Here is a 17911-nt window from a genome sequence, read left to right on the forward strand (position 1 = left end):
TCCGGCCGGCACCGCGATCRGGTTGATCCTCGACAATCATTCCGCACACATCTCGAAAGAAACCAAAGCCTGGCTCGATAAACAACCGGCAGGCCGCTTCGAATTTACCTTCACCCCTAAACACGGCTCCTGGCTTAACCTCATCGAGGGCTTCTTCTCCAAGTTCGCCCGCTCCGTCCTGCGCCACATCCGGGTGAGTTCAAAGCACGAGCTCAGGGAACGCATCATGGCCGGCATCGACGACGTCAATAACCACCCCGTCATCCATACTTGGTCCTACAAGCTCGCCGAGGCTTGATATGATTCAAACCAAGAAAACGCGCTACTAGGTTGCCGATCGGCGCGCCGTGCCACGCGACAATCAGATCCAGAGCGGCTTGATTGGCGACGGCGCCGCCGCCGCCCGGTTTGCGTTTGAGGGCGCGTTCGGCGGCGCGCCCTTCGTCAAGCCAGTTATTGTCACGGGCGAGCTTGAACACCGCATCGGCGGCATTGTCCGGACTGCCGTATTCTTCGATCAGGCGCGCGGCAATTGCCTCTCGCGTCGCTTCATCGAAGGACGCTGCATGTTCGCTGCGAATGCGGAAGGCTTCCAGAAAACGCTGCCTCAGCGAGGACATGTCGACGCGCAATTCGCCGATGTCGTCGCCAACCACGGCCGGCGCGACGGACGGGTGATCCGGCGCTTTGTTCTGGATGATTTCGAGCGTCCTGATGCGCTGCCGTTGCACACGGCGGCCGGTCAGGAACAGGCGACCATCGCGCATCGGCCAGAGCAGTACGGCGCTGGCGGCCGTGGTTGGCGTTCGGATAGAGATATTTAGCGATGCGTACCGCGTGGGTGCGCACCGTCTGGTCTATATCGTCGTCGGCGTCGATATAAATACCGCGCATCATCTGGACGAGCTTGCCCGCTTCCGCCTGGCGGTGGGCGCGGGTTTTATCGATGTTTTCACCGACAAGATGGAGGGGCATATATGTAACTTTCGCGTATTTCAGATACGCGATAGTGACATACGTCGGTATTGCTAAGCGTTTCGACTCGTGGTTAAGGTACTGATTTATAAATGAAATTTATGTTAAATTGTCATAATTAGTATATCACCCTGGCTCTACCCGCCTCCTTGGACCAAAGAAAGGTTTGATACAATGCAACGCAACCGCCAATCAGGGCCGCCGCCAAGGCCACAAATTTGCTGGTTCTGGCCTCTAGCAAGCAGTCTACCCAACCCCCCAGCCTTGCTTGCCGTCCGCAGTTTGCCAATTTTTGCCAAGGTGACGACATGCCGGAAGAATTCCACATTGCAAATTGTGGAAGCGTACTAAACACACACACTTTCTCTCAGGATCTATGTTCTTAGTCTGTGTTGAAACATCGCATAAGGTCTCGTCTGGAACGACGTTGACAATGCCCAGATGGCATTTCATCGCTTTGCTTTTCGCGGCATAATGGTCTGCAGCCGAGATCGCCCGTTCTGATAATTCGCCTGTGGTCAGGTGCAGGTTGGCAGGCTGATCTCGAACTGAGCCCCGCCAGCGTCAATCAATCTAATGGATCCACCGTGCGATGCCAGCATTGCACGTACGATGTCAAGGCCCATGCCGGTGCCACCGCTTTCACGCCGCGTTGAGAAAAAGGGCCGAAAAATGAGATCGCGGTTGACGTCGGGGATGCCGCTGCCGTCGTCGGAGACGACAATCTTAACTGTGCGGCCCTCGACAGACACCTGAAGCTCCAGCATCGTCGCGCCATGCTCAAGAGAGTTCTGTGCAAGGTTGTCGAGAACGATACCCATAGCTTCGGGTGGTAGGGCAATAGGGGCGCGGATATCGCCACGACTTGCGACCATGAGCCCGGGAAAGCGCTTGACCAGTTCCGACCTTGCATCGGCAGCGCTTGTCTGGCCTTGTATCATCGGCAGCTCGGCATGTGCGAGCTCTCGAAGACGAACCAGCAGTTTATCCAGGCGCTCGGCATCGGCAATAATGTTGTCGAGAAAATGCCGGCGCTGTGCCTTGGTCATAAGCCCCTCACCCTCGTCATCCCGCAGCAACTCGGATGCTCCCCTTATGGCGGTCAACGGCGATTTGAGTTCGTGGGAGACGTGCGCGGCGAATGAACGGACGTATTCAGTGCGATCGACCAACTGGCTGGCAAGCGTAAGAAAGCTTTGCGACAATGTGGCGATCTCGCGCGTGCCATGGCTTTCAAGCGGACGAATAGCCTCTCTGCCGCCTCTGGCGATCGCATCGGTACGCGCTATCAGGGCGACCAACGGTCGGGTAATGGTGCGCGTCAGCACATAGCCGACAACAAGCGTCAAGAGGAGAGCGACCACAAGTGCGGTCACCTCGGTAGGTGCCATGCGGCCGGATGTCGGTTCCATGGCGCGAAACCAGATGACGATGACGATTGGCAGCGCCAGGACGATGAGAAGCACAGCATAAACGATCAAAGCCAGTGGCGGCCGCCATTTGCTTTTGATCTTCGACGAAGGCATTAGATCTTCCCTTCCGTGCTGCCAAGCTTGAAGCCGACGGCATGAACGGTCGCGATGACGCTTGGGCATCCCGCGGCTGTGAATTTTGCCCTTATGTTGCGAATGTGGCTGTCGACGGTGCGATCGGCAACATAGGTGCCGACACCATAGGCAGCTTCCATCAGTTGATCCCGGCTGAACACCATGCCTGGCCTTGCCAACAAGGCCTCGAGGATCGAAAATTCCAGTGCGGTGAGTGCGATGCCGGCATCACCAAAGCGAACCGTGCGGCCACCACGATCAAGGCGAATGTCTCCGACTGTGAGTTGACCGTCGCCTTGTTCCGTGGAAATTCCGCCCTTGCCCGTGCGCTTCAGTATCGCTTTGACGCGTGCGACGAGTTCCCTCGGGCTAAAGGGCTTGGTGACGTAGTCATCACCACCGATTTCCAGCCCCAGCACGCGATCAATCTCCTCGTCGCGGGCAGAGAGGAAGAGGATCGGTAACGTGGATGTCTTGCGAATGTGGCGGCACACCTCGAGGCCGTCCATCTCCGGCATGCCGATATCCAGAATGACAAGATCTATGTTGCCGCGACGAAAGGCCATCATGGCTTCAATGCCGTTGCGGGCGGTTGTCGACGTCATGTCGGCTCGCTCCAACGCGAAGCAAATGACATCGCGGATGTGGGGTTCGTCATCGACGACGAGAATGCGCTGGGCCATGAAGGATCCTATAGATGCCGTAACGTCACTTGTTATCGTTCTCTCCCCATCTTGCAACCGCCGGATTTTCGCTGAGGTAACGCTTGGTTGCCGCTTTGCGAAAAGTCCAACTTCTCCAATCGCGGGAGCGAAGATCGAAATTGCCGGCTAACATACCCCTGACGATCTGCGCCTCGTGCATCTTAGCGGTTTCGCCGACGGGCAGAGCGGCAATGTAGTGATCAAGTGCCGGGAGCGCTGAAGGCCCAAGCGAAAGCAGATATCGAGTGTCGAGCGGTATGCCTTGATTGGTCATCTCGAAACTATGCTCGACATTGAACCGGGCAATGAGCGCCTGAAAATCAATCAATGCGCTGACATAAATGACTGCAATCAGCACTGCGAGATTGCTGGCAATCAGCCATTCATTGGACTTGTTGAGCAGAATGCGCAGAAAGATCAGGAGGAGGCCGACGGCCACAAGACCCATCCAGACGCCGGCGGCGATCCGCAACTCCGTCAGTGAGTAGACTTCTACGTAGAAATCGAGCCGTAGGATCGAGGAAATGCAAAGAAGGATGTTTTGGCCGATCCAGAAATGGACGAGCCCACGGATCAGCTTGCTCCTGTCCCCCGGACCATCGCGGCGCATGGCGATGAGCACGAAGGCGGCGGCGAGGAGCGCCGTTGCGATAAGAGGATAGGCACCCCGGTGGGCATATTCGGCGTGACCCATTCCATCAGGAAGGTCGGCCCCGCCCCACAGATAGATGAGATCAAGAGATGTCTGCACAGCAAAGAGTCCGTTGAAGACAGCCAGCGCGCGCAATACTGACGCGTATTCGAATATCCGGTCTTCCTGAAGTTTTGCAACCGGCTCGGCAACTTTCGATCGGGCACCAAGATGCTTGAGCTGCGGCCGCAACATCGGCCAAACGGCTGCTGCGATCAAAAGCCAGAAGGCGATCCGCCAGATATCGAGGAACCGGAGCAGAACCGTAAGATCGATCTTCCGCAAGACCTCCTCGATCAACGGATTGGCCATTGCGAAAAGGATGAGGAACACGGATGCGAGGATGAGCGGCATGGCCCATGGGGCCAAGCGTTGCGACAGTCTGTTTGCCGTCGACCGGGTGGCGCCGGTGGCGATGTATTTCAGCCAGTCTTCGACAAGCCTCAACGGCGCTGCGAGCACAAAACGAAGGACAGCCAATGGCAGCCCGGATGGGACGGCTGGCATAAGCCTTGAAGAGGCAAGTGCTGCAAGGATCACGAAAAGAATTGAGATCAGGATGCCTGCCACCGAAGACGCTACGACCAAGGGCAGAGACGCCAGGACGGAAAGACCAAACAACAGTGTCGTTGATAAAAGGGAAAGGCGTGTAGACGCGGGCAGTAGAACGCCAATGGTCACCGTTATTGCAAACAGCAGGAGATTGATGCCCGCTTGCTGTTCAAAAATCAGGAAATCCGCCAGGGCGACAAGGCCAAGCAGCGTGGCGATTTTAAAGTTGCCGTACCACGGCGATCCTTGAACGCTTGGAATGAGGGCTGTCTCGGTCAATAGGTCTCTCCTTCAAGCCGCCCAGGATAAGGCTGAAAGCGGTTTGCGGTGCTGCGTTTTCGCGTTCAGTTCCGTCATCATCGATCAACCACCAGCTATCCGCCCGAACGCGATCCGGCAGTTGACGTCTTGTGACCAGGGTCGGGGTATCATTGTTGTTCATGCACACAGGTTGCGGTTTGCGATTGCAAAATTTGTGCAGAGGATGAGCAGCGAATGAGGAAAGTGGCGAAGACCATCGACGGCTCGCAATCGCCCGAGCCGGGATAGGCCCGGGTCGTCAGCCTGCGCTGGCGGCTCGAGACAGGTAGCAGCGATCGATCGCGAAGGCTGCAAGGATGCCAAGGGCGTAAAAGAGCATATTCCAGAATGAGAACACGCGCCCGATCAGCAGGGCGCCGGCGGTTGTCACGCGGAAGGCATCAAGCCAGGGCGTGTGGAATAACCTGAAGAGCTCAACTGCCAACGCGATTGCAAAGGCGCCAATGGCAAGATTGAAAGCTTTGGTTTTGCCGCTCAACGACGCAAGCAGGAAATAGACCATCGCTCCCCACAGGCAGGAACCGCCGTATTTCACGACGACGAACGGCAGATGCACCGCATACCCAAACTTGCGCAATGCCAAGCCGCAACCGATGACCACGAGCGCGGCGATGGCGGCGCGAATTCTCTGCGACTTCCATCTCTTCATTCGATATCCGCGCTTGAACGGGAGCAGCATAGGTGATCGCGCGAAGGATTAGCTTCAATCGGGGGCGGCCGCAACCCGTGCATGCACTTTCAAAAAGGCACGCTTGAATCAAACGACCGGCGTTGGCCCAACGAGCGCGATCAATCCACGGAGCCGGATCTCCTCGTGATCGATGGGGCAAAGTGTTTCGCATTATATGGCTTGAAGCGAATGTGACTTGACGGCTCTTGGCGCTGACATCAACTGCCTGGGAACCCTTCAAATACCATTTTAGCCGCTGCCAGGTCCGCTAAACCTGTTCCAACCGCCTTATATAATGTGATCTCTTCTTTCGAAGCCCGCCCGCGTATTTTGCCACGGCACAGTTCGTCGAGCGCGCCAAGGATGCGTTCAGGACGCAGGACGCCGCTTTCGATCGGCTGAATCAAGTCCCCAGCCTCGTGCAGAGCATCTTTCGTATCGACGTAAATCGACGAAACCCGAATGGCATCGTCGTCCGCCTCGCGCATATTGGGTGTAAAGCCACCAATAAGGTCGACATGGGTTCCTGGCTTCAGCCACCGGCCCTTAATAAGCGGCGCGGTCGCTAGGGTTGCGGCGCTAATAATATCGGCGGCGGCGGCTGCCTCTTCCAGGTTGTCAACAATCTCTGCATCGAGCCCACGATCTCTCAAGTTGGTGACAAGCCTTTCTGCATTGCCTCGGTCGACGTCCCATACATTCACACGTTGGATATTTCGCACGGCGCGATAGGCGTCGGGAATGAGGCTCGCCACTCGTCCCGCGCCTATCACAAGCAAACGGCTTGAATCCTCGCGCGCGAGATAGGTCGCTGCGAGCGCGGAGGCCGCGACAGTGCGCCTCGCTGTGATTACATTCCCGTCGAGAAGTGCGAGTTGAACACCTGACATCGCATCGTACAGCATATATGTGGAGGTCAGTCCGGGCAGTTTTCGTGCGACGTTTCCGGGAACGACCGTCACGATTTTGATGCCAAGATAACCGTTGCCTTCAACTCCCTCCTGCCAGGCGGGCATGAGTAGAAGTGTGGACGGGGCCTGACCCGGCTGTGTAATTGTATGGTGATGTCGCAGTGGTGTTCTACATCCCTTGGCAAATGCCTCTCTCAACACCTCGATAAGCTCCATGAGGGGTAGACGCTGCGCTGTTGTCTCGGAATCTACAATCATTGCACGTGGGTCGGACATATCGGATCCTATAATGTATGGCGTGCGCGGAACGCCGTGTCGGGGTAGGCAGGTTGCGTCAATGCAGAGCAGCCTGCTTTTCCAGGCGTCTTGCGTACCAGGTCAGCGGAAAGCAGAGCGCGAAGAAAATGATGGCCACAAAGCCGTAGACCTTAAATGGTTCGAAGGTCGCATTGTTGATCGCATTGGCGGTTTTAATGAGCTCCTCAAAACCGATGATTGACGTTAGCGCCGTACTTTTTATCAGCTGCACGAGAAAGCCGACCGCCGGCGCTCGTGTAATGGAAAAAGCCTGCGGCAGAATGATCAGGCGGAGCTCTTGCCAGCGATGAAGACCAAGACTGGCGCCGGCATCCCACTGCCCCCTTGGCAACGCTTCAACGCCGCTCCGCCAGATTTCAGCGAGATAGGCACTTGCATAGAAGGTCAGACCCAGAGCTGCCACGGTCCAGGGAGCGATCCGAAAACCAAGCATTGGCAATCCGAAGAACGTTAGAAATAACTGCATGAGAAGCGGCGTTCCCTGAAACAGCGCGATGTAGCCGCTTCCCAATCGGCGCCACCAGGGCGACGCTGCAATTCTTAGAGAAAGTATCACCAACCCCACCAATCCGCCGCCCACGAACGCCACGAGCGACAAAAGAATGGTCCAGCGCGTCGCGAAGAGCAGATTGCGCAGAATATCCCAAAGGGTGAAGTCGATCATGACGGCCAGACCCCAAATGAGCGCCTGGCGGTTGACCGCAGCACGCGACGCACTAAGGCGGACATCCCGAGATAGATCATCGTGACCACGAAATAGGTCTCAAAAGAACGGAAGGTACGCGCCTGCAAAATATCGGCTTCCTGGGTCAGCTCGCGGACCGAGATCTGCGATACGACCGCCGACTCCAGCATCATAATGATGATTTGGCTTGTCAGTGCGGGAAAGATCACTTTCATCGCTTGCGGCAGGATGACTTTGGAAAACACCTGACGAGGTCGCAAACCAAGGGCCATAGCTGCTTCGCTCTGCCCTCTGGGGACGGCATCGAGGCCAGCACCGACCACCTCCGTCGTATAGGCAGTCATATTGAGCGTCATGGCAAGGACTGCTGCCGTTAGGGGATTAAAGCGAATTCCCAGACTTGGCAGGCCAAAGAAAATGACAAAAAGCTGCACGAGGAAGGGCGTGTTGCGGATGACTTCGACATAGAATCCGATGATTGCACGAAGCCACGGATGACGGCCGCGCTTGGCGGCCGCCCCCAAAATGCTGAAAGCGGTTCCGAAGACAGTTGTGCAAGCTGTCAGGATCAGCGTCGTGCCTGCACCTTGCGCGAGTGCGTCGATGTTATTTAGCACCCACGCGAAATCGAGGTTGTAGCTCATCTGGCGACCCGCCCTGTGTCAACAGTAATGTCAATCTTTCAGATCGGCGGGATTGAGCGGCGTTTTCAGCCAGGATTTCGAAGCGGTGTCCAACGATTTATCCGTCTCCATGGTGGCAATTACGTCGTTGACTGCTTTCTTGAGCGCGTCCTCGTTCTTGCGCAGGCCGATGTGCGAAGGCGACGTCAGAAGCTGGAACTTCTGTTCGGGCTTCAACTCCACCTGACGCGCCAAAACCTGAGCGCCGACATCGTTGCCAACGACCATCAACTGGGTCTGCCCGGAGATGAAAGCCTGGATAACGGAATTGTAGTTCTCGAAACGCTTGATGTCAGCGGATTGAGGTGCTGCCGCCGTTAACGAGGTATCCTCAAGCGTGCCGCGATTGACGGCGATCGTCTTGCCGGCCAGATCGTCCTTGCCTGAAACTTTCAGTGCGGCCGGTCCGATAACCGCGATGTAGTAGGGCGCATAGGCGGCGGCGAAATCGATAACAGCGGCGCGTTCCTTTGAATATCCAACGCTCATTATGATATCGACGCGCTTATCATTGAGATAGGCAATTCTGTTCTGGCCCGTTACGCTCAGGAGGTTGAGTTTGACGCCGAGGGCGGTCGCGATTGCTTGGGCAACATCGATGTCGTACCCCTTCAGGCTCATGTCGGAACTTGCCGAAGAAAACGGCGGAAAATCCGAAAAAATGCCGACATTGATTTGACCCGCAGTTTTCACATCGGCTAGGTCATCCGCCTTGGCAGCGGTGGCGAGAAGGCTAACGACGCCAAGCATCGTCAGGGCGGTTTTCAACTTCATATTCATGGTCGTGTCGTCCCCATTTATCTCGAAGCGTTTTCAAGTGAATAGCGGCCGCTGCTTCGTTGGTCGGCCGGTCGATAGTCCAGCTTTCGGCCCGTCAGACGTCGCGGCGCGGCTTGAACGTGGCAAGACAAAGGATCTCGAAAAGAACCTGCGCTGCAATCTGAGCGGTGTTTGTCGTGGCATCGTATTGGGGAGCGATCTCGACAACGTCTCCGCCGACGAGGTCGATACCCTTAAAGCCGCGTAACATGGCAAGAACTTCCCGCGGAAGCAGGCCTCCTGTCTCCGGCGTGCCTGTTCCCGGCGCGAAAGCGGGATCGAGACTGTCCACATCGAAGGTCAAATAAGTCGGGCCCGCGCCGACGACTGCAAGCGCCTTGGCAATGACAGCCGGAATACCCATGTCGGCCACCTCTTCCGCATGAATGACCGTCATGCCGGATGCAAACGAAAACTCCCAGAGATATTCGCCGCCGCCGCGGATGCCGATCTGGACGGTGCGGTGGGGATCCAGGACGCCGGCAAGCACCGCCTCGCGGAATGGCGCACCATGGTGAAATTTAGATCCTTCATACGGCCCAGCCGTGTCACAATGTGCATCGATATGTATCATTCCGACCGGCTGCCGGTGCGCCAGTCCTTTGAGGATGGCACCGGAGATCGAGTGATCTCCTCCAACAGACAGCGGGATTGCTTTCGTTCCGGCGATCATGCGATAGCAAGCCTCGATGTCGGCATGGCACTCCGCCAGGTCAAAGCGGCTCCGCATCGGCACGTCGCCGACGTCGGCAACGCGCAGGCTGCCCATCGGCGCAACTCTCAGCACATGCTCATAGGGTCCGACCCGGTCGATCCCCCGCACTGCCCGCGGTCCGAGCCTGGCGCCAGCCCGATTGGTAACCCCGAGGTCCATGGGAACCCCGATCAGCGCTACATCCAGATCGTTGAGGATCTCAGGCCGCAATCCGTTTTCAATGAACCGGGCATCCAGCAGCGTCGCCGGATCAGCAAAAGGCCATTTCCTGCTATCGCCGTCCTTGAATACGCTCCTGGCAACGGCGCGGAAGTGCGGATCCAGCATCTCGCCGCCCGCCGAATTTCCAAACTTTCGCCGTAAGTCGTCAAGGTGGCGCTGGTCGATGGTCACATTCCTGTCCTCACATGAAGTTCGTGACGGCAACAATGATCGCGATATGCCCTGACCCGGAACCTCGAAAATTTTCGCGGATGTATAACGATAAGTGATAGCTACGCGCGGTCGCGGCCTTCGTTTGCAGGACTCGGGCTCGCTGGGCATTTAGAAATCCTTATAACCCCGAAATTTTTTTCCCACTACCGGCTGTCCGGCTGGTTCATCAAGCTCCCTGCGACAAACAATGAGACTAGAACAAAAAGGGGACTGACCATGGTATTCAAAATAACGCGACGCGACCTTATCGGCTCGGCTCTGGTAGCGGGAGCAGCCGGGATTATCCCGGGCGTTGGACGGTCTGCCTTCGCCGCGGATTCAAAACTGACGGCTGTCGAATGGGGCGGCGATGTGGTCGAAGCGATGAAACAAATCGCAGCAGCGCAAAGCGCCAGCTCCTTTGACTGGATCCTGCACCAGGGCGGGGCCGGCGCAATCTTGCCAAAAATCAAGGCGAGCTGGCCGAAGACCGACTTTGACTATGTTGCCGGCTGGGAGGGTTCTTTCAATAGCATGGTCAAGGAGGATTGGCTCGAAACCATCGATCCCGCAGACATGCCCAATCTTGCCGATCTTCCCGAAAAAATCATCATTCGCGATGGCAAGGGAAACATCAAGGCGGTCCCTCGTGCGGTCGGTGGTATGTATTTCGGTACGCGAACGGATATAGCCCCGATCGAGGTCATGACCATCGACGATCTTCTCAGTCCCAAACTGAAGGGCGCGATTTGCTGGCCTGGTCCTACCCAAAGCATGATGTTGCAGATCGTTGCCCTTGCACTTCATGCCGGTGGTAGCGAAACCAACATGGAGCCGGGCTGGAAGCTAATGATAGAGTTGGCCAAATCCGGAAATATTGGACGCGTCGCCATCACCGACATCGATTTTACCAATTCGCTGACATCCGGTGAAACCTCGGTCGGCTTCTTCGCCGAACCGGGTTGGGCAGCGGTTGCCAAGAGCTTCCCCGTGACGCGGATGACCAAGAGCGCCGGGTTTAAGGCGTTCCTCTATCAAAGCGGCTTCGGGGTTCTGAAGAACAGACCGAATAGCAAGGCGGCGCTCGATTTCATAAATTTCGCAATCGGCCCGGAAATGAACAGCCTTTATGCCAAGGTGGCTGGAGAAGCGCCGCTGAACCGAAAGGCGACAACGCCAGACACCCTGAAGCATCTGGCCTTCACGCCTGAGGAATTCGCAAGCTTCGTCTATGTACCTGACTACAACATCGTTCTTGAACAGCAGGATAGCTGGTCCAAACGCTGGGAACAGGACATCGCCCCTCTGCTCTAGCCTTTTGCGAGGAAAGGCAGTGGCCCAACAGGGCCTCACCTTTCCTCGGGTCTATATCTGAATGAGAATGATTAAAGCGGGGCGTCGCAGGTATGACAGAGGCACGGTCACTCTTCCGTTCGGCGGCTTTTAATGGCGCGCTGCTATCCGTTCCTGCAATGCTCTTGCTGCTTTTCGGGTTTGTATCACCACTTGGAACCCTTCTCCTCGAAAGCCTCAAAGAGTTCGCCCCGGGTCGCGTCGGATCCCTCGACGACGCTGCTTTCACAATTGCCAGCTATGCCCAGCTCTGGAATAACGCCTTCGCGGATGTGATGTGGACGACCTTCTGGATCGGAGCTGTTTCATCTGTCATTGGCCAAATCATCGCCTTTCCATTGGCCTATTTCATAGTCAGGCAATTTTCTCCGACGACGCGAACCGTCGTGGTCGGCCTTATGATCACCTTGGTACTCTCGAGTGTGCTGATCAAGACATACGCGATCGAACTGACCTTCGGGTCTGTCGGCATCCTGCGACCAGTGCTGGTGTGGGCTGGAATTTCGCCAAACCGGCGCGGCTATATCAACTTCGTCGTAGTCGCCGGGCTCCTACATTCCATTATCCCAATTGCGACCCTCACACTGGTAGGCGCGGTTCAGTCGCTTGATCCTCGCCTCGTGGACGCTGCCCAATCACTGGGCGCGCCGACTTGGAAAGCTCATCTGACGGTCACGGTTCCATTAGCGGCGCCCGCCATCGTGTCGAGTGCGCTAGTCTCGCTGACCTTTGCCATCAGCGCGTTTGTCATCCCGATGGTGTTGGGCAGAGGCCGCGTTCTTTTCATGTCAAACGTAATCTATACGCGATTCAGTGACATCGCCAACTATCCAAGCGGAGCGGCAATCTCCATCGTCATGCTCGCAACCGCCCTTGGCGTGATTGCCGCCGTCTCGCTCTCGCACAAGCAAAAGGCGATCGGATGACGCACAGGACAATTATCACGCGGACTGTCGATCGTATCGCCAAAGGCTCAACCTACGGTACGCTTTGTCTCGGCATTGCCTTTCTGACCGTTCCGCTACTGGTCACCTGCCTGATGGCCTTCGATGCGAGAACTTATCTTGGCTCGCTGCCACCCCCCGCCTTGTCCTTTCACTGGTTCAACCGGCTTGCCTCTCAGGACAATATCCTATCCGGTCTTAAAACAAGCCTCGAACTCGCCTTGGCTACCACCTTCGTTTCCGTTGCTGCCGGAACCGCTGCGGCGGTGAACATTGCCAAACGCAATGCTCGGGGCAACTCGCTGTTGGCAGCCTTTTTCCTGTCGCCCTTGATTGTCCCGCCTGTCGTTCTTGGTTTTGGATTGCTCCTGTTTCTTTCAAAGGCTGGGCTGTCCAACGGTTTCCTGCGCCTTCTCGTCGGGCACGTCATCATAACGATTCCCTATTCCATAAGGACGGGTCTGGCGAGCTTGCAGGGAAGCGATAGCACGTTGACGGAGGCAGCCATGAACCTCGGCGCCACAGAACGGCAGGCCTTCTGGACCGTGACATTGCCGTTGATGAAGACCGGCATTTTTACCGGCGCTGTCTTTGCATTTGCGATTTCGATGGATGATGTCTCGGTTAGCCTATTCCTGAGCGATGCAGCCTCGACCACTTTGCCTGTGAGGCTTGTCAGCAATATGCGAGCGGCCTTCGATCTGACGATCGCTGCCGCGGCCGTCATCATGATGGCGGCCACCGTCGCCCTCATTTTCATCCTCGACCGGGTCGTTGGCTTTGACAGGGTCATCGGTCAGGGCCTGTTTCGATCATAAGGACACGACTATGACTTTGGCTGTAGAATTTGAAGGCGTTCATAAACGCTTCGGTGAAACTCTAGCGCTGGATGGTATCTCCTTTTCGGTTGAGAGCGGAGAGACGATCTCGTTGCTTGGCCCCAGCGGCTGCGGAAAGAGCACTCTTTTGAGGTTGATCGCCGGGTTCGAACGTCCCGACAGCGGAATTATAAAGATCAATGGGCAGTCGATGGCAGGCCTAAAGCCGTACGAGCGCAATGTCGGCCTTCTTTTCCAGCACTACGCTCTCTTTCCCCACATGACTGTCGAACAGAATATAGCCTACGGCCTTAAGCACAGGAGATATCCTACAGCCGTGGTCTCAGAACGCGTCGCTGAAATGCTGTCCATTGTGCAGCTCGTCGGCTTCGGCGATCGGCGCCCCCAGCAGTTGAGCGGGGGCCAGCAGCAGCGTGTTGCTTTGGCTCGTGCGCTGGCAACTCGGCCAAGTCTGCTTCTTCTCGACGAACCGCTGTCGGCGCTGGATGCGAAATTGCGCCACGAGTTGCGATCCGAGCTAAAGGAGGTGTTGGCCGCCGTCGGATCGACCGCGATTGTCGTCACCCATGACCACGAGGAGGCCATGAGCCTTGGAGAGCGCGTCTTCATTATGAACGCCGGAACCATCCTGCAATCTGGAACACCTGACGATGTCTATTGGCGTCCAGCAACCCGGTTCGTCGCAGACTTCATGGGGCGAGCAAACTGGCTGAAGGGGAACGTACTGAAGGGCGAGGGTGGTGCAGCTATCTTTCGATCCGAGGCCGGATGGACGGTTCCAGTGTCGAGCAATCACCGCATGACTGATGCGGCGGAAATCTGCATCCGGCCCGAAAGTATAGAGCTGTCGCCGTCCACCGATGATGGCGCGCCGGACGGCGGCAGGATCGTCGACATCGTCAAGCTGGGCAGTTCACGGCATGTCTTTGTTGAGATCAAAGGCGGCGATTGCGTGTTTGCTAGCTGCGCAAACCAGCCGCATAGTCGTTTCGAAATCGGCCAGCCGGTGAAGGTCACCTTATCCCATTCGGCTAGCAATATCTTTGATTTGCAGGGATAGCGACGACCGGTCGGGACAAAGCAGTTGCAAATCTGGTCGGCTCCTCGATATTGGGAGAAGCTAGCGCCGACGTCGCATTTCGGTGTCGGTCGTCCCGACGAGCCGTCGTTCGGCCACTGGATAATTGATTGTCATGCTGGACCTTGACCCTCATCTGCTGCGTGCCTTCCTGACAGTCGCCGAGATTGGTACCGTCAACGGCGCCGCGAGCAAGCTTCACAGAACACAGGCGGCGGTCAGCATGCAGATCCGCAAGCTGGAAGATCTGGTCGGCGTCGCACTGTTTTCTCGATCATCCAAAGGTCTCGAACTGACGGCGCAAGGGCAAATCATGACGGCCTATGCGCGCGAGATAGTCAGCCTCAGCGATGAGGTCGCCCAACGCCTCACTGGTAAACTAATCGAAGGTCGGGTTCGTCTCGGCGTCGTCGAGGATTTTGCTGCAACCCGCCTTATTGATATACTTCGCGAGTTCCGCGACAAAAACCCTAAAGTGGAGATCGATATTCTCGTCGAACCCAATCGACGGCTGGCGAATATGTTTGAAGCAGGTGAACTCGATCTTGTGGTGTGTGATATCACCTGCGTTAACCGAAAACCTCTGCTTATCTGGACTGAGTATCTTCTTTGGATTGTCCGATCGGATTTTGTTGTCGACGGAAGCCGTCCGCTGCCGCTGATCATATTTCATGATGACTGCCCCTGGCACGTGCAAATGATCGCGACGCTTGCTCAGAGGAACATCAAATGGAAGACCGCCTGCGTCGCCTCGACTTTGGTCGCGATGGCAACCGCGGTTCGAGTCGGCATTGGAATTGGCCCGATGATCTCTGCGACCATTCCTGACGGTTGTCGCGCACTAGACAGATCGACGGACCTGCCCGGTCCTGTGCGCATAGAAATTGGGTTTTACTCTCAAGCTGAAGTTTCGGAAGGTGCACGCCATCTTGCCGAATTCATCGCGAGACATTCTTCTGTCACCGCAGGCTAAACAACTTCAGGATTGCTTATAGCCGTTCAATAGAAAGGACGGTTCCCGAGAGTAGTCATCCACATCATAGTGGCGTGAAATTCGGCATGATGCTGGCGGATTGATCAACATATTTGATAGCGATGTAGTTGAAGTCATGGACATGGAAGCCGGCGATCTATCGGGCGATGGCAAAATCTTTCTGCTGGCCCAGACGGCAAGCAATTTCGACCGAACGGGATTTGGCGAGCAGATGCGTAGCATTCTAACTGGCATCGACTCCTTCCTCGAGGGCGCTGGTAGGAACAGATCTCATTTGATCCTTGCCAACATTGACCTTCGGGACATCAACGATTTTTCCGAGCTGAATGTGATATGGGATAACTGGATGGGCAGCGACGCAACGCCCCGTCGGTTCATACGAGAAAGCAAAGACCTTCCGCGCCAGTGCTTTGTGCGAATAGACGTTGCCGCCGCATGGGCAATTTGAAATAAGACTATGAGGTGGTCGCGCTTGCAAGCCGGCTTGTCTATTTGAAGATTGTCACCGCGCGTTTTCCAACAGGGACGCCTCGCCGCAAAGATCGGGCGTCCCTTTGTGTTTGCAAGGTCATGAGCCTGGCCGCCGATGCTTGCCGTTTGCCTGTCCCTTACCGAATCGAGTGGCGCGTACCAGGACGAGGGATGCCCCGAAGCCCCATCCCTCGCGCTCCCTTCCCGCCCGTGAAGTTCAGGATTTCGAGGACAAATCGTCCTGATCGCCGGCCTTGTCGAGCTGGTCGCGGATGTAGGCTTCGATGTAGTCGAAGACCTCCACCGCGCCGGCATCCGTCTCGATCAGATCGATCGGGCGCCGGCCGCAGAGACGCGCGCTCTCCCTGCGCGCCCATTTCAGGACATCGCCTTCGGTGCGCAGCACCGTGCGGGCCATCTCCAGCATCTTGGCGAGGTGATGCGGTTTCGCATACCATGAATGCGTTTTGACGCTGGCCCGCCGACGCCCGGGGACGACATCGGGCAATTGCGACGTCCGCAACTCATCATCGGAGATATGCCGCCTGACCCAATGAGCCAGCTTCGCCAGCGACACGTTTGCCTCGCGTTCGAGATCCCCGGCCGCGCCGACTTTGCGCGTCGGGATCACCAAGCCGCGGATGATGTGCGGGCAACGCGCATGCAACATCTCCGACGCCGGCACAAGGTCGGTATCGTTGGTGACGAGCACCGCCAGGTCGACGTCACCGCTCAGGGCGTCGTCGTAGCGATGAAGCGCCAGATCCACGTTCGATTGCTTCTCCTCGAGCTTCCAGACCTGGATCTTGTCGCAGTCGCGGGGCCAGCGCTTCGGATCGTCGGCCGGAACGATATGTTGATTGGCCTTGTAGAGGGAATAATTGTCCATCACGAAGAACAGCCGACCACCGCAATGCGTCGCCAGGCCAGTTTTTGTTCTGAATGAATAAGCTCTACGACGGACAAAGTTGGTCGACGGTAGCCTGCGGCTTGTACGACAAGCGCCTGCAAGAGCCTGTCCGGATCTGTCCATCAGGTAGACAAGAAAATCGTCTGGCGCTATGGCAACGATGCCGGGCGAAAGATCGGCAAAGTCGCGGAGTTTGACGTGATGATAGTGCCGGCTCCGATCGCTGCAGCCGCGGCGGCCACGTGCCGATCCTTCGGGTGATTCTCGTCAACGAGAGGCGGCGACGCGCTGGCCTAAAGGCCAGCGGCTTTTCGAAGCGCTTCTGTCATTCTAGCACGCCAATCAGCCCCCGCATGTTTGAACTTCTCGAGCACATCAGGTTCGACCCTCAGAGTGACGGCGATTTTCGCGGCTTCGAGTTTCGGACGCCCACGCCCACGACGGGCCTCATCGATTCCTTCAAAAAAGGCCTTAGGCAAGACGTCCTTGGCAGGCCTCATTCTGGCGAGTTCTTCGTCGGTGAGCTCGGGACTGTCAATTGCGTCCCAATCCTCCCTCGCGTAGCCTTGGCCTGGTTTGAAGTCTTTCTGGGTATGATATTTGGCTGTCATCGCAGGACCTTCCTTTCTCTTTCGCTTGCCGGTCGAAAGCTGATGATCGACATCGCTTCGGCGCCTAACGTTGCGAAGATCACAACCGCTGTGCCGTCTTCAAAATGTCCCACCGCCTTCATGCGGTGGGAATGGGTGGTCTCGATCACCGCACCTGCCCAGTCGAAAAACACGACGTCGGCGAAGTCCAGGCCGTGTTTTTGAAAGTTGGCGACCCGCTTCGGCTCGTCCCCTATTATCTTCATATATTATCCGTACACGAAAATAATCTGACGATCAACAATAAACGTGTACGGCTATTCTCGGCTGGATGTCGTTCACCGTCGACGCCGCCCGTCACTAGCCGACGGAACGGTGGCCAAATGCCTCGTCTCGCAAATATGCGGCCAAAACAATCACTATCGATATTGAATCGGGGTCCAACGATCATGGTCGTCGCCATGGTGCTGCTGGTTCGATCGCCTGCGATGGAACCACATCCGCGGAACATCCCGTTTTCCCGTTAAAATGGTTGATGCAACCGGCGCAGGCGACTGCTTCAACGGGGCCCTTCTGGCCGCCTGTTTCGACGGCCTTTCACTCAGGGACAGCTTAGTTTTCGGATGCGCCGCGGCAAGCGTCGCAGTTTCCGTGATCGGCGCACGCACCGCTCTGCCGAACAAGGCGCAGGTAAATGCGCGGCTGGTGAAGCAACTGTGAATCCGCA

20 protein-coding genes and 1 pseudogene are annotated in these 17911 nt (G+C 56.6%); 8 read left to right on the forward strand and 13 right to left on the reverse strand.

Annotation, left to right across the window (positions count from 1 at the left end):
• The coding region (locus tag AB4Z52_RS33020; protein WP_442222071.1) for a transposase at positions 1-298 on the forward strand (298 nt) is incomplete at its 5' end.
• Positions 299-326: 28 nt separating this feature from the next.
• On the opposite strand, the pseudogene AB4Z52_RS33025 reads toward AB4Z52_RS33020, so the two are convergent.
• From AB4Z52_RS33025 to speB, 10 genes and pseudogenes are all read right to left on the reverse strand, one after another.
• Positions 327-975 (reverse strand): annotated as a pseudogene (locus AB4Z52_RS33025) (type II toxin-antitoxin system HipA family toxin); the annotation flags it as partial.
• 518 nt (positions 976-1493) lie between these two features.
• Complete coding sequence (locus AB4Z52_RS33030) at positions 1494-2501, reverse strand: HAMP domain-containing sensor histidine kinase (protein ID WP_442222072.1); 1008 nt, start codon at positions 2499-2501, stop codon at positions 1494-1496.
• Positions 2501-3205 carry a response regulator transcription factor gene (locus AB4Z52_RS33035; protein WP_442222073.1) on the reverse strand — a complete coding sequence of 235 codons (705 nt, stop codon included), beginning with the start codon at positions 3203-3205 and terminating at the stop codon, positions 2501-2503. The genes AB4Z52_RS33030 and AB4Z52_RS33035 overlap by 1 nt, the downstream gene beginning before the upstream one ends.
• Before the next feature lie 25 nt (positions 3206-3230).
• On the reverse strand, positions 3231-4748 hold the full coding sequence (locus AB4Z52_RS33040) for a DUF4153 domain-containing protein (RefSeq protein ID WP_442222074.1): 1518 nt from the start codon (positions 4746-4748) through the stop codon (positions 3231-3233).
• Between the two features lie 280 nt (positions 4749-5028).
• Positions 5029-5439: a DUF2809 domain-containing protein gene (locus tag AB4Z52_RS33045; RefSeq protein ID WP_442222075.1), complete on the reverse strand. Its 411-nt coding sequence runs from the start codon at positions 5437-5439 to the stop codon at positions 5029-5031.
• A 239-nt stretch (positions 5440-5678) separates the two neighbouring features.
• Positions 5679-6647, reverse strand: coding sequence for an ornithine cyclodeaminase family protein (locus tag AB4Z52_RS33050; RefSeq protein ID WP_442222076.1), 969 nt, complete (start codon positions 6645-6647; stop codon positions 5679-5681).
• A gap of 58 nt (positions 6648-6705) precedes the next feature.
• Positions 6706-7353 (reverse strand): amino acid ABC transporter permease, encoded by a 648-nt coding sequence (locus tag AB4Z52_RS33055; RefSeq protein WP_442222077.1) that lies wholly within the window; start codon positions 7351-7353, stop codon positions 6706-6708.
• Positions 7350-8018, reverse strand: coding sequence for an amino acid ABC transporter permease (locus AB4Z52_RS33060; protein ID WP_442222078.1), 669 nt, complete (start codon positions 8016-8018; stop codon positions 7350-7352). Before AB4Z52_RS33060 ends, AB4Z52_RS33055 begins: the two co-directional genes overlap by 4 nt.
• Before the next feature lie 30 nt (positions 8019-8048).
• A complete protein-coding gene (locus AB4Z52_RS33065) occupies positions 8049-8831 on the reverse strand; it encodes a transporter substrate-binding domain-containing protein (protein ID WP_442222100.1) in 783 nt (260 codons plus the stop codon).
• Between the two features lie 100 nt (positions 8832-8931).
• Positions 8932-9984: an agmatinase gene (speB, locus tag AB4Z52_RS33070; protein WP_442222079.1), complete on the reverse strand. Its 1053-nt coding sequence runs from the start codon at positions 9982-9984 to the stop codon at positions 8932-8934.
• 258 nt (positions 9985-10242) lie between these two features.
• Between speB and AB4Z52_RS33075 the strand changes: the two genes are divergently transcribed.
• The 6 genes from AB4Z52_RS33075 (at position 10243) to AB4Z52_RS33100 (ending at position 15661) form a co-directional block, all read left to right on the forward strand.
• Positions 10243-11319, forward strand: coding sequence for an ABC transporter substrate-binding protein (locus AB4Z52_RS33075; RefSeq protein WP_442222080.1), 1077 nt, complete (start codon positions 10243-10245; stop codon positions 11317-11319).
• 92 nt (positions 11320-11411) lie between these two features.
• The gene (locus AB4Z52_RS33080) at positions 11412-12284 is read left to right on the forward strand and encodes an ABC transporter permease (protein ID WP_442222081.1); all 873 of its coding nucleotides are present in this window, start codon (positions 11412-11414) and stop codon (positions 12282-12284) included.
• The gene (locus AB4Z52_RS33085) at positions 12281-13120 is read left to right on the forward strand and encodes an ABC transporter permease (protein WP_442222082.1); all 840 of its coding nucleotides are present in this window, start codon (positions 12281-12283) and stop codon (positions 13118-13120) included. Before AB4Z52_RS33080 ends, AB4Z52_RS33085 begins: the two co-directional genes overlap by 4 nt.
• A gap of 10 nt (positions 13121-13130) precedes the next feature.
• Complete coding sequence (locus AB4Z52_RS33090) at positions 13131-14201, forward strand: ABC transporter ATP-binding protein (protein ID WP_442222083.1); 1071 nt, start codon at positions 13131-13133, stop codon at positions 14199-14201.
• A gap of 133 nt (positions 14202-14334) precedes the next feature.
• Positions 14335-15192, forward strand: a complete 858-nt coding sequence (locus tag AB4Z52_RS33095; protein WP_442222101.1) for a LysR substrate-binding domain-containing protein — start codon at positions 14335-14337, stop codon at positions 15190-15192.
• 100 nt (positions 15193-15292) lie between these two features.
• On the forward strand, positions 15293-15661 hold the full coding sequence (locus AB4Z52_RS33100) for a Rid family hydrolase (RefSeq protein WP_442222084.1): 369 nt from the start codon (positions 15293-15295) through the stop codon (positions 15659-15661).
• A gap of 240 nt (positions 15662-15901) precedes the next feature.
• Here the strand turns inward: AB4Z52_RS33100 and AB4Z52_RS33105 are convergent, their stop codons facing one another.
• The 3 genes from AB4Z52_RS33105 to AB4Z52_RS33115 all read right to left on the reverse strand — a co-directional run bounded on the left by AB4Z52_RS33105 (position 15902) and on the right by AB4Z52_RS33115 (position 17450).
• Positions 15902-16573 carry an antitoxin Xre/MbcA/ParS toxin-binding domain-containing protein gene (locus AB4Z52_RS33105; RefSeq protein WP_442222085.1) on the reverse strand — a complete coding sequence of 224 codons (672 nt, stop codon included), beginning with the start codon at positions 16571-16573 and terminating at the stop codon, positions 15902-15904.
• A 314-nt stretch (positions 16574-16887) separates the two neighbouring features.
• A complete protein-coding gene (locus AB4Z52_RS33110) occupies positions 16888-17205 on the reverse strand; it encodes a BrnA antitoxin family protein (RefSeq protein ID WP_442222086.1) in 318 nt (105 codons plus the stop codon).
• Positions 17202-17450 (reverse strand): BrnT family toxin, encoded by a 249-nt coding sequence (locus tag AB4Z52_RS33115; protein ID WP_442222087.1) that lies wholly within the window; start codon positions 17448-17450, stop codon positions 17202-17204. Before AB4Z52_RS33115 ends, AB4Z52_RS33110 begins: the two co-directional genes overlap by 4 nt.
• A 232-nt stretch (positions 17451-17682) precedes the next feature.
• Between AB4Z52_RS33115 and AB4Z52_RS33120 the strand changes: the two genes are divergently transcribed.
• A complete protein-coding gene (locus tag AB4Z52_RS33120) occupies positions 17683-17904 on the forward strand; it encodes a carbohydrate kinase family protein (protein WP_442222102.1) in 222 nt (73 codons plus the stop codon).
• Positions 17905-17911: the final 7 nt, after the last annotated feature.

This window comes from Rhizobium sp. 2YAF20 (assembly GCF_052114685.1).
Lineage (GTDB): Bacteria > Pseudomonadota > Alphaproteobacteria > Rhizobiales > Rhizobiaceae > Rhizobium.

Coding starts and splice junctions, on each gene's coding strand:
- AB4Z52_RS33030 (WP_442222072.1), bottom strand. CDS start 2,501: ATGCCTTCGTCGAAGATCAAAAGCAAATGGCGGCCGCCACTGGCTTTG.
- AB4Z52_RS33035 (WP_442222073.1), bottom strand. CDS start 3,205: ATGGCCCAGCGCATTCTCGTCGTCGATGACGAACCCCACATCCGCGAT.
- AB4Z52_RS33045 (WP_442222075.1), bottom strand. CDS start 5,439: ATGAAGAGATGGAAGTCGCAGAGAATTCGCGCCGCCATCGCCGCGCTC.
- AB4Z52_RS33050 (WP_442222076.1), bottom strand. CDS start 6,647: ATGTCCGACCCACGTGCAATGATTGTAGATTCCGAGACAACAGCGCAG.
- AB4Z52_RS33055 (WP_442222077.1), bottom strand. CDS start 7,353: ATGATCGACTTCACCCTTTGGGATATTCTGCGCAATCTGCTCTTCGCG.
- AB4Z52_RS33060 (WP_442222078.1), bottom strand. CDS start 8,018: ATGAGCTACAACCTCGATTTCGCGTGGGTGCTAAATAACATCGACGCA.
- AB4Z52_RS33065 (WP_442222100.1), bottom strand. CDS start 8,831: ATGAAGTTGAAAACCGCCCTGACGATGCTTGGCGTCGTTAGCCTTCTC.
- AB4Z52_RS33075 (WP_442222080.1), top strand. CDS start 10,243: ATGGTATTCAAAATAACGCGACGCGACCTTATCGGCTCGGCTCTGGTA.
- AB4Z52_RS33080 (WP_442222081.1), top strand. CDS start 11,412: ATGACAGAGGCACGGTCACTCTTCCGTTCGGCGGCTTTTAATGGCGCG.
- AB4Z52_RS33085 (WP_442222082.1), top strand. CDS start 12,281: ATGACGCACAGGACAATTATCACGCGGACTGTCGATCGTATCGCCAAA.
- AB4Z52_RS33090 (WP_442222083.1), top strand. CDS start 13,131: ATGACTTTGGCTGTAGAATTTGAAGGCGTTCATAAACGCTTCGGTGAA.
- AB4Z52_RS33095 (WP_442222101.1), top strand. CDS start 14,335: ATGCTGGACCTTGACCCTCATCTGCTGCGTGCCTTCCTGACAGTCGCC.
- AB4Z52_RS33105 (WP_442222085.1), bottom strand. CDS start 16,573: ATGGACAATTATTCCCTCTACAAGGCCAATCAACATATCGTTCCGGCC.
- AB4Z52_RS33110 (WP_442222086.1), bottom strand. CDS start 17,205: ATGACAGCCAAATATCATACCCAGAAAGACTTCAAACCAGGCCAAGGC.
- AB4Z52_RS33115 (WP_442222087.1), bottom strand. CDS start 17,450: ATGAAGATAATAGGGGACGAGCCGAAGCGGGTCGCCAACTTTCAAAAA.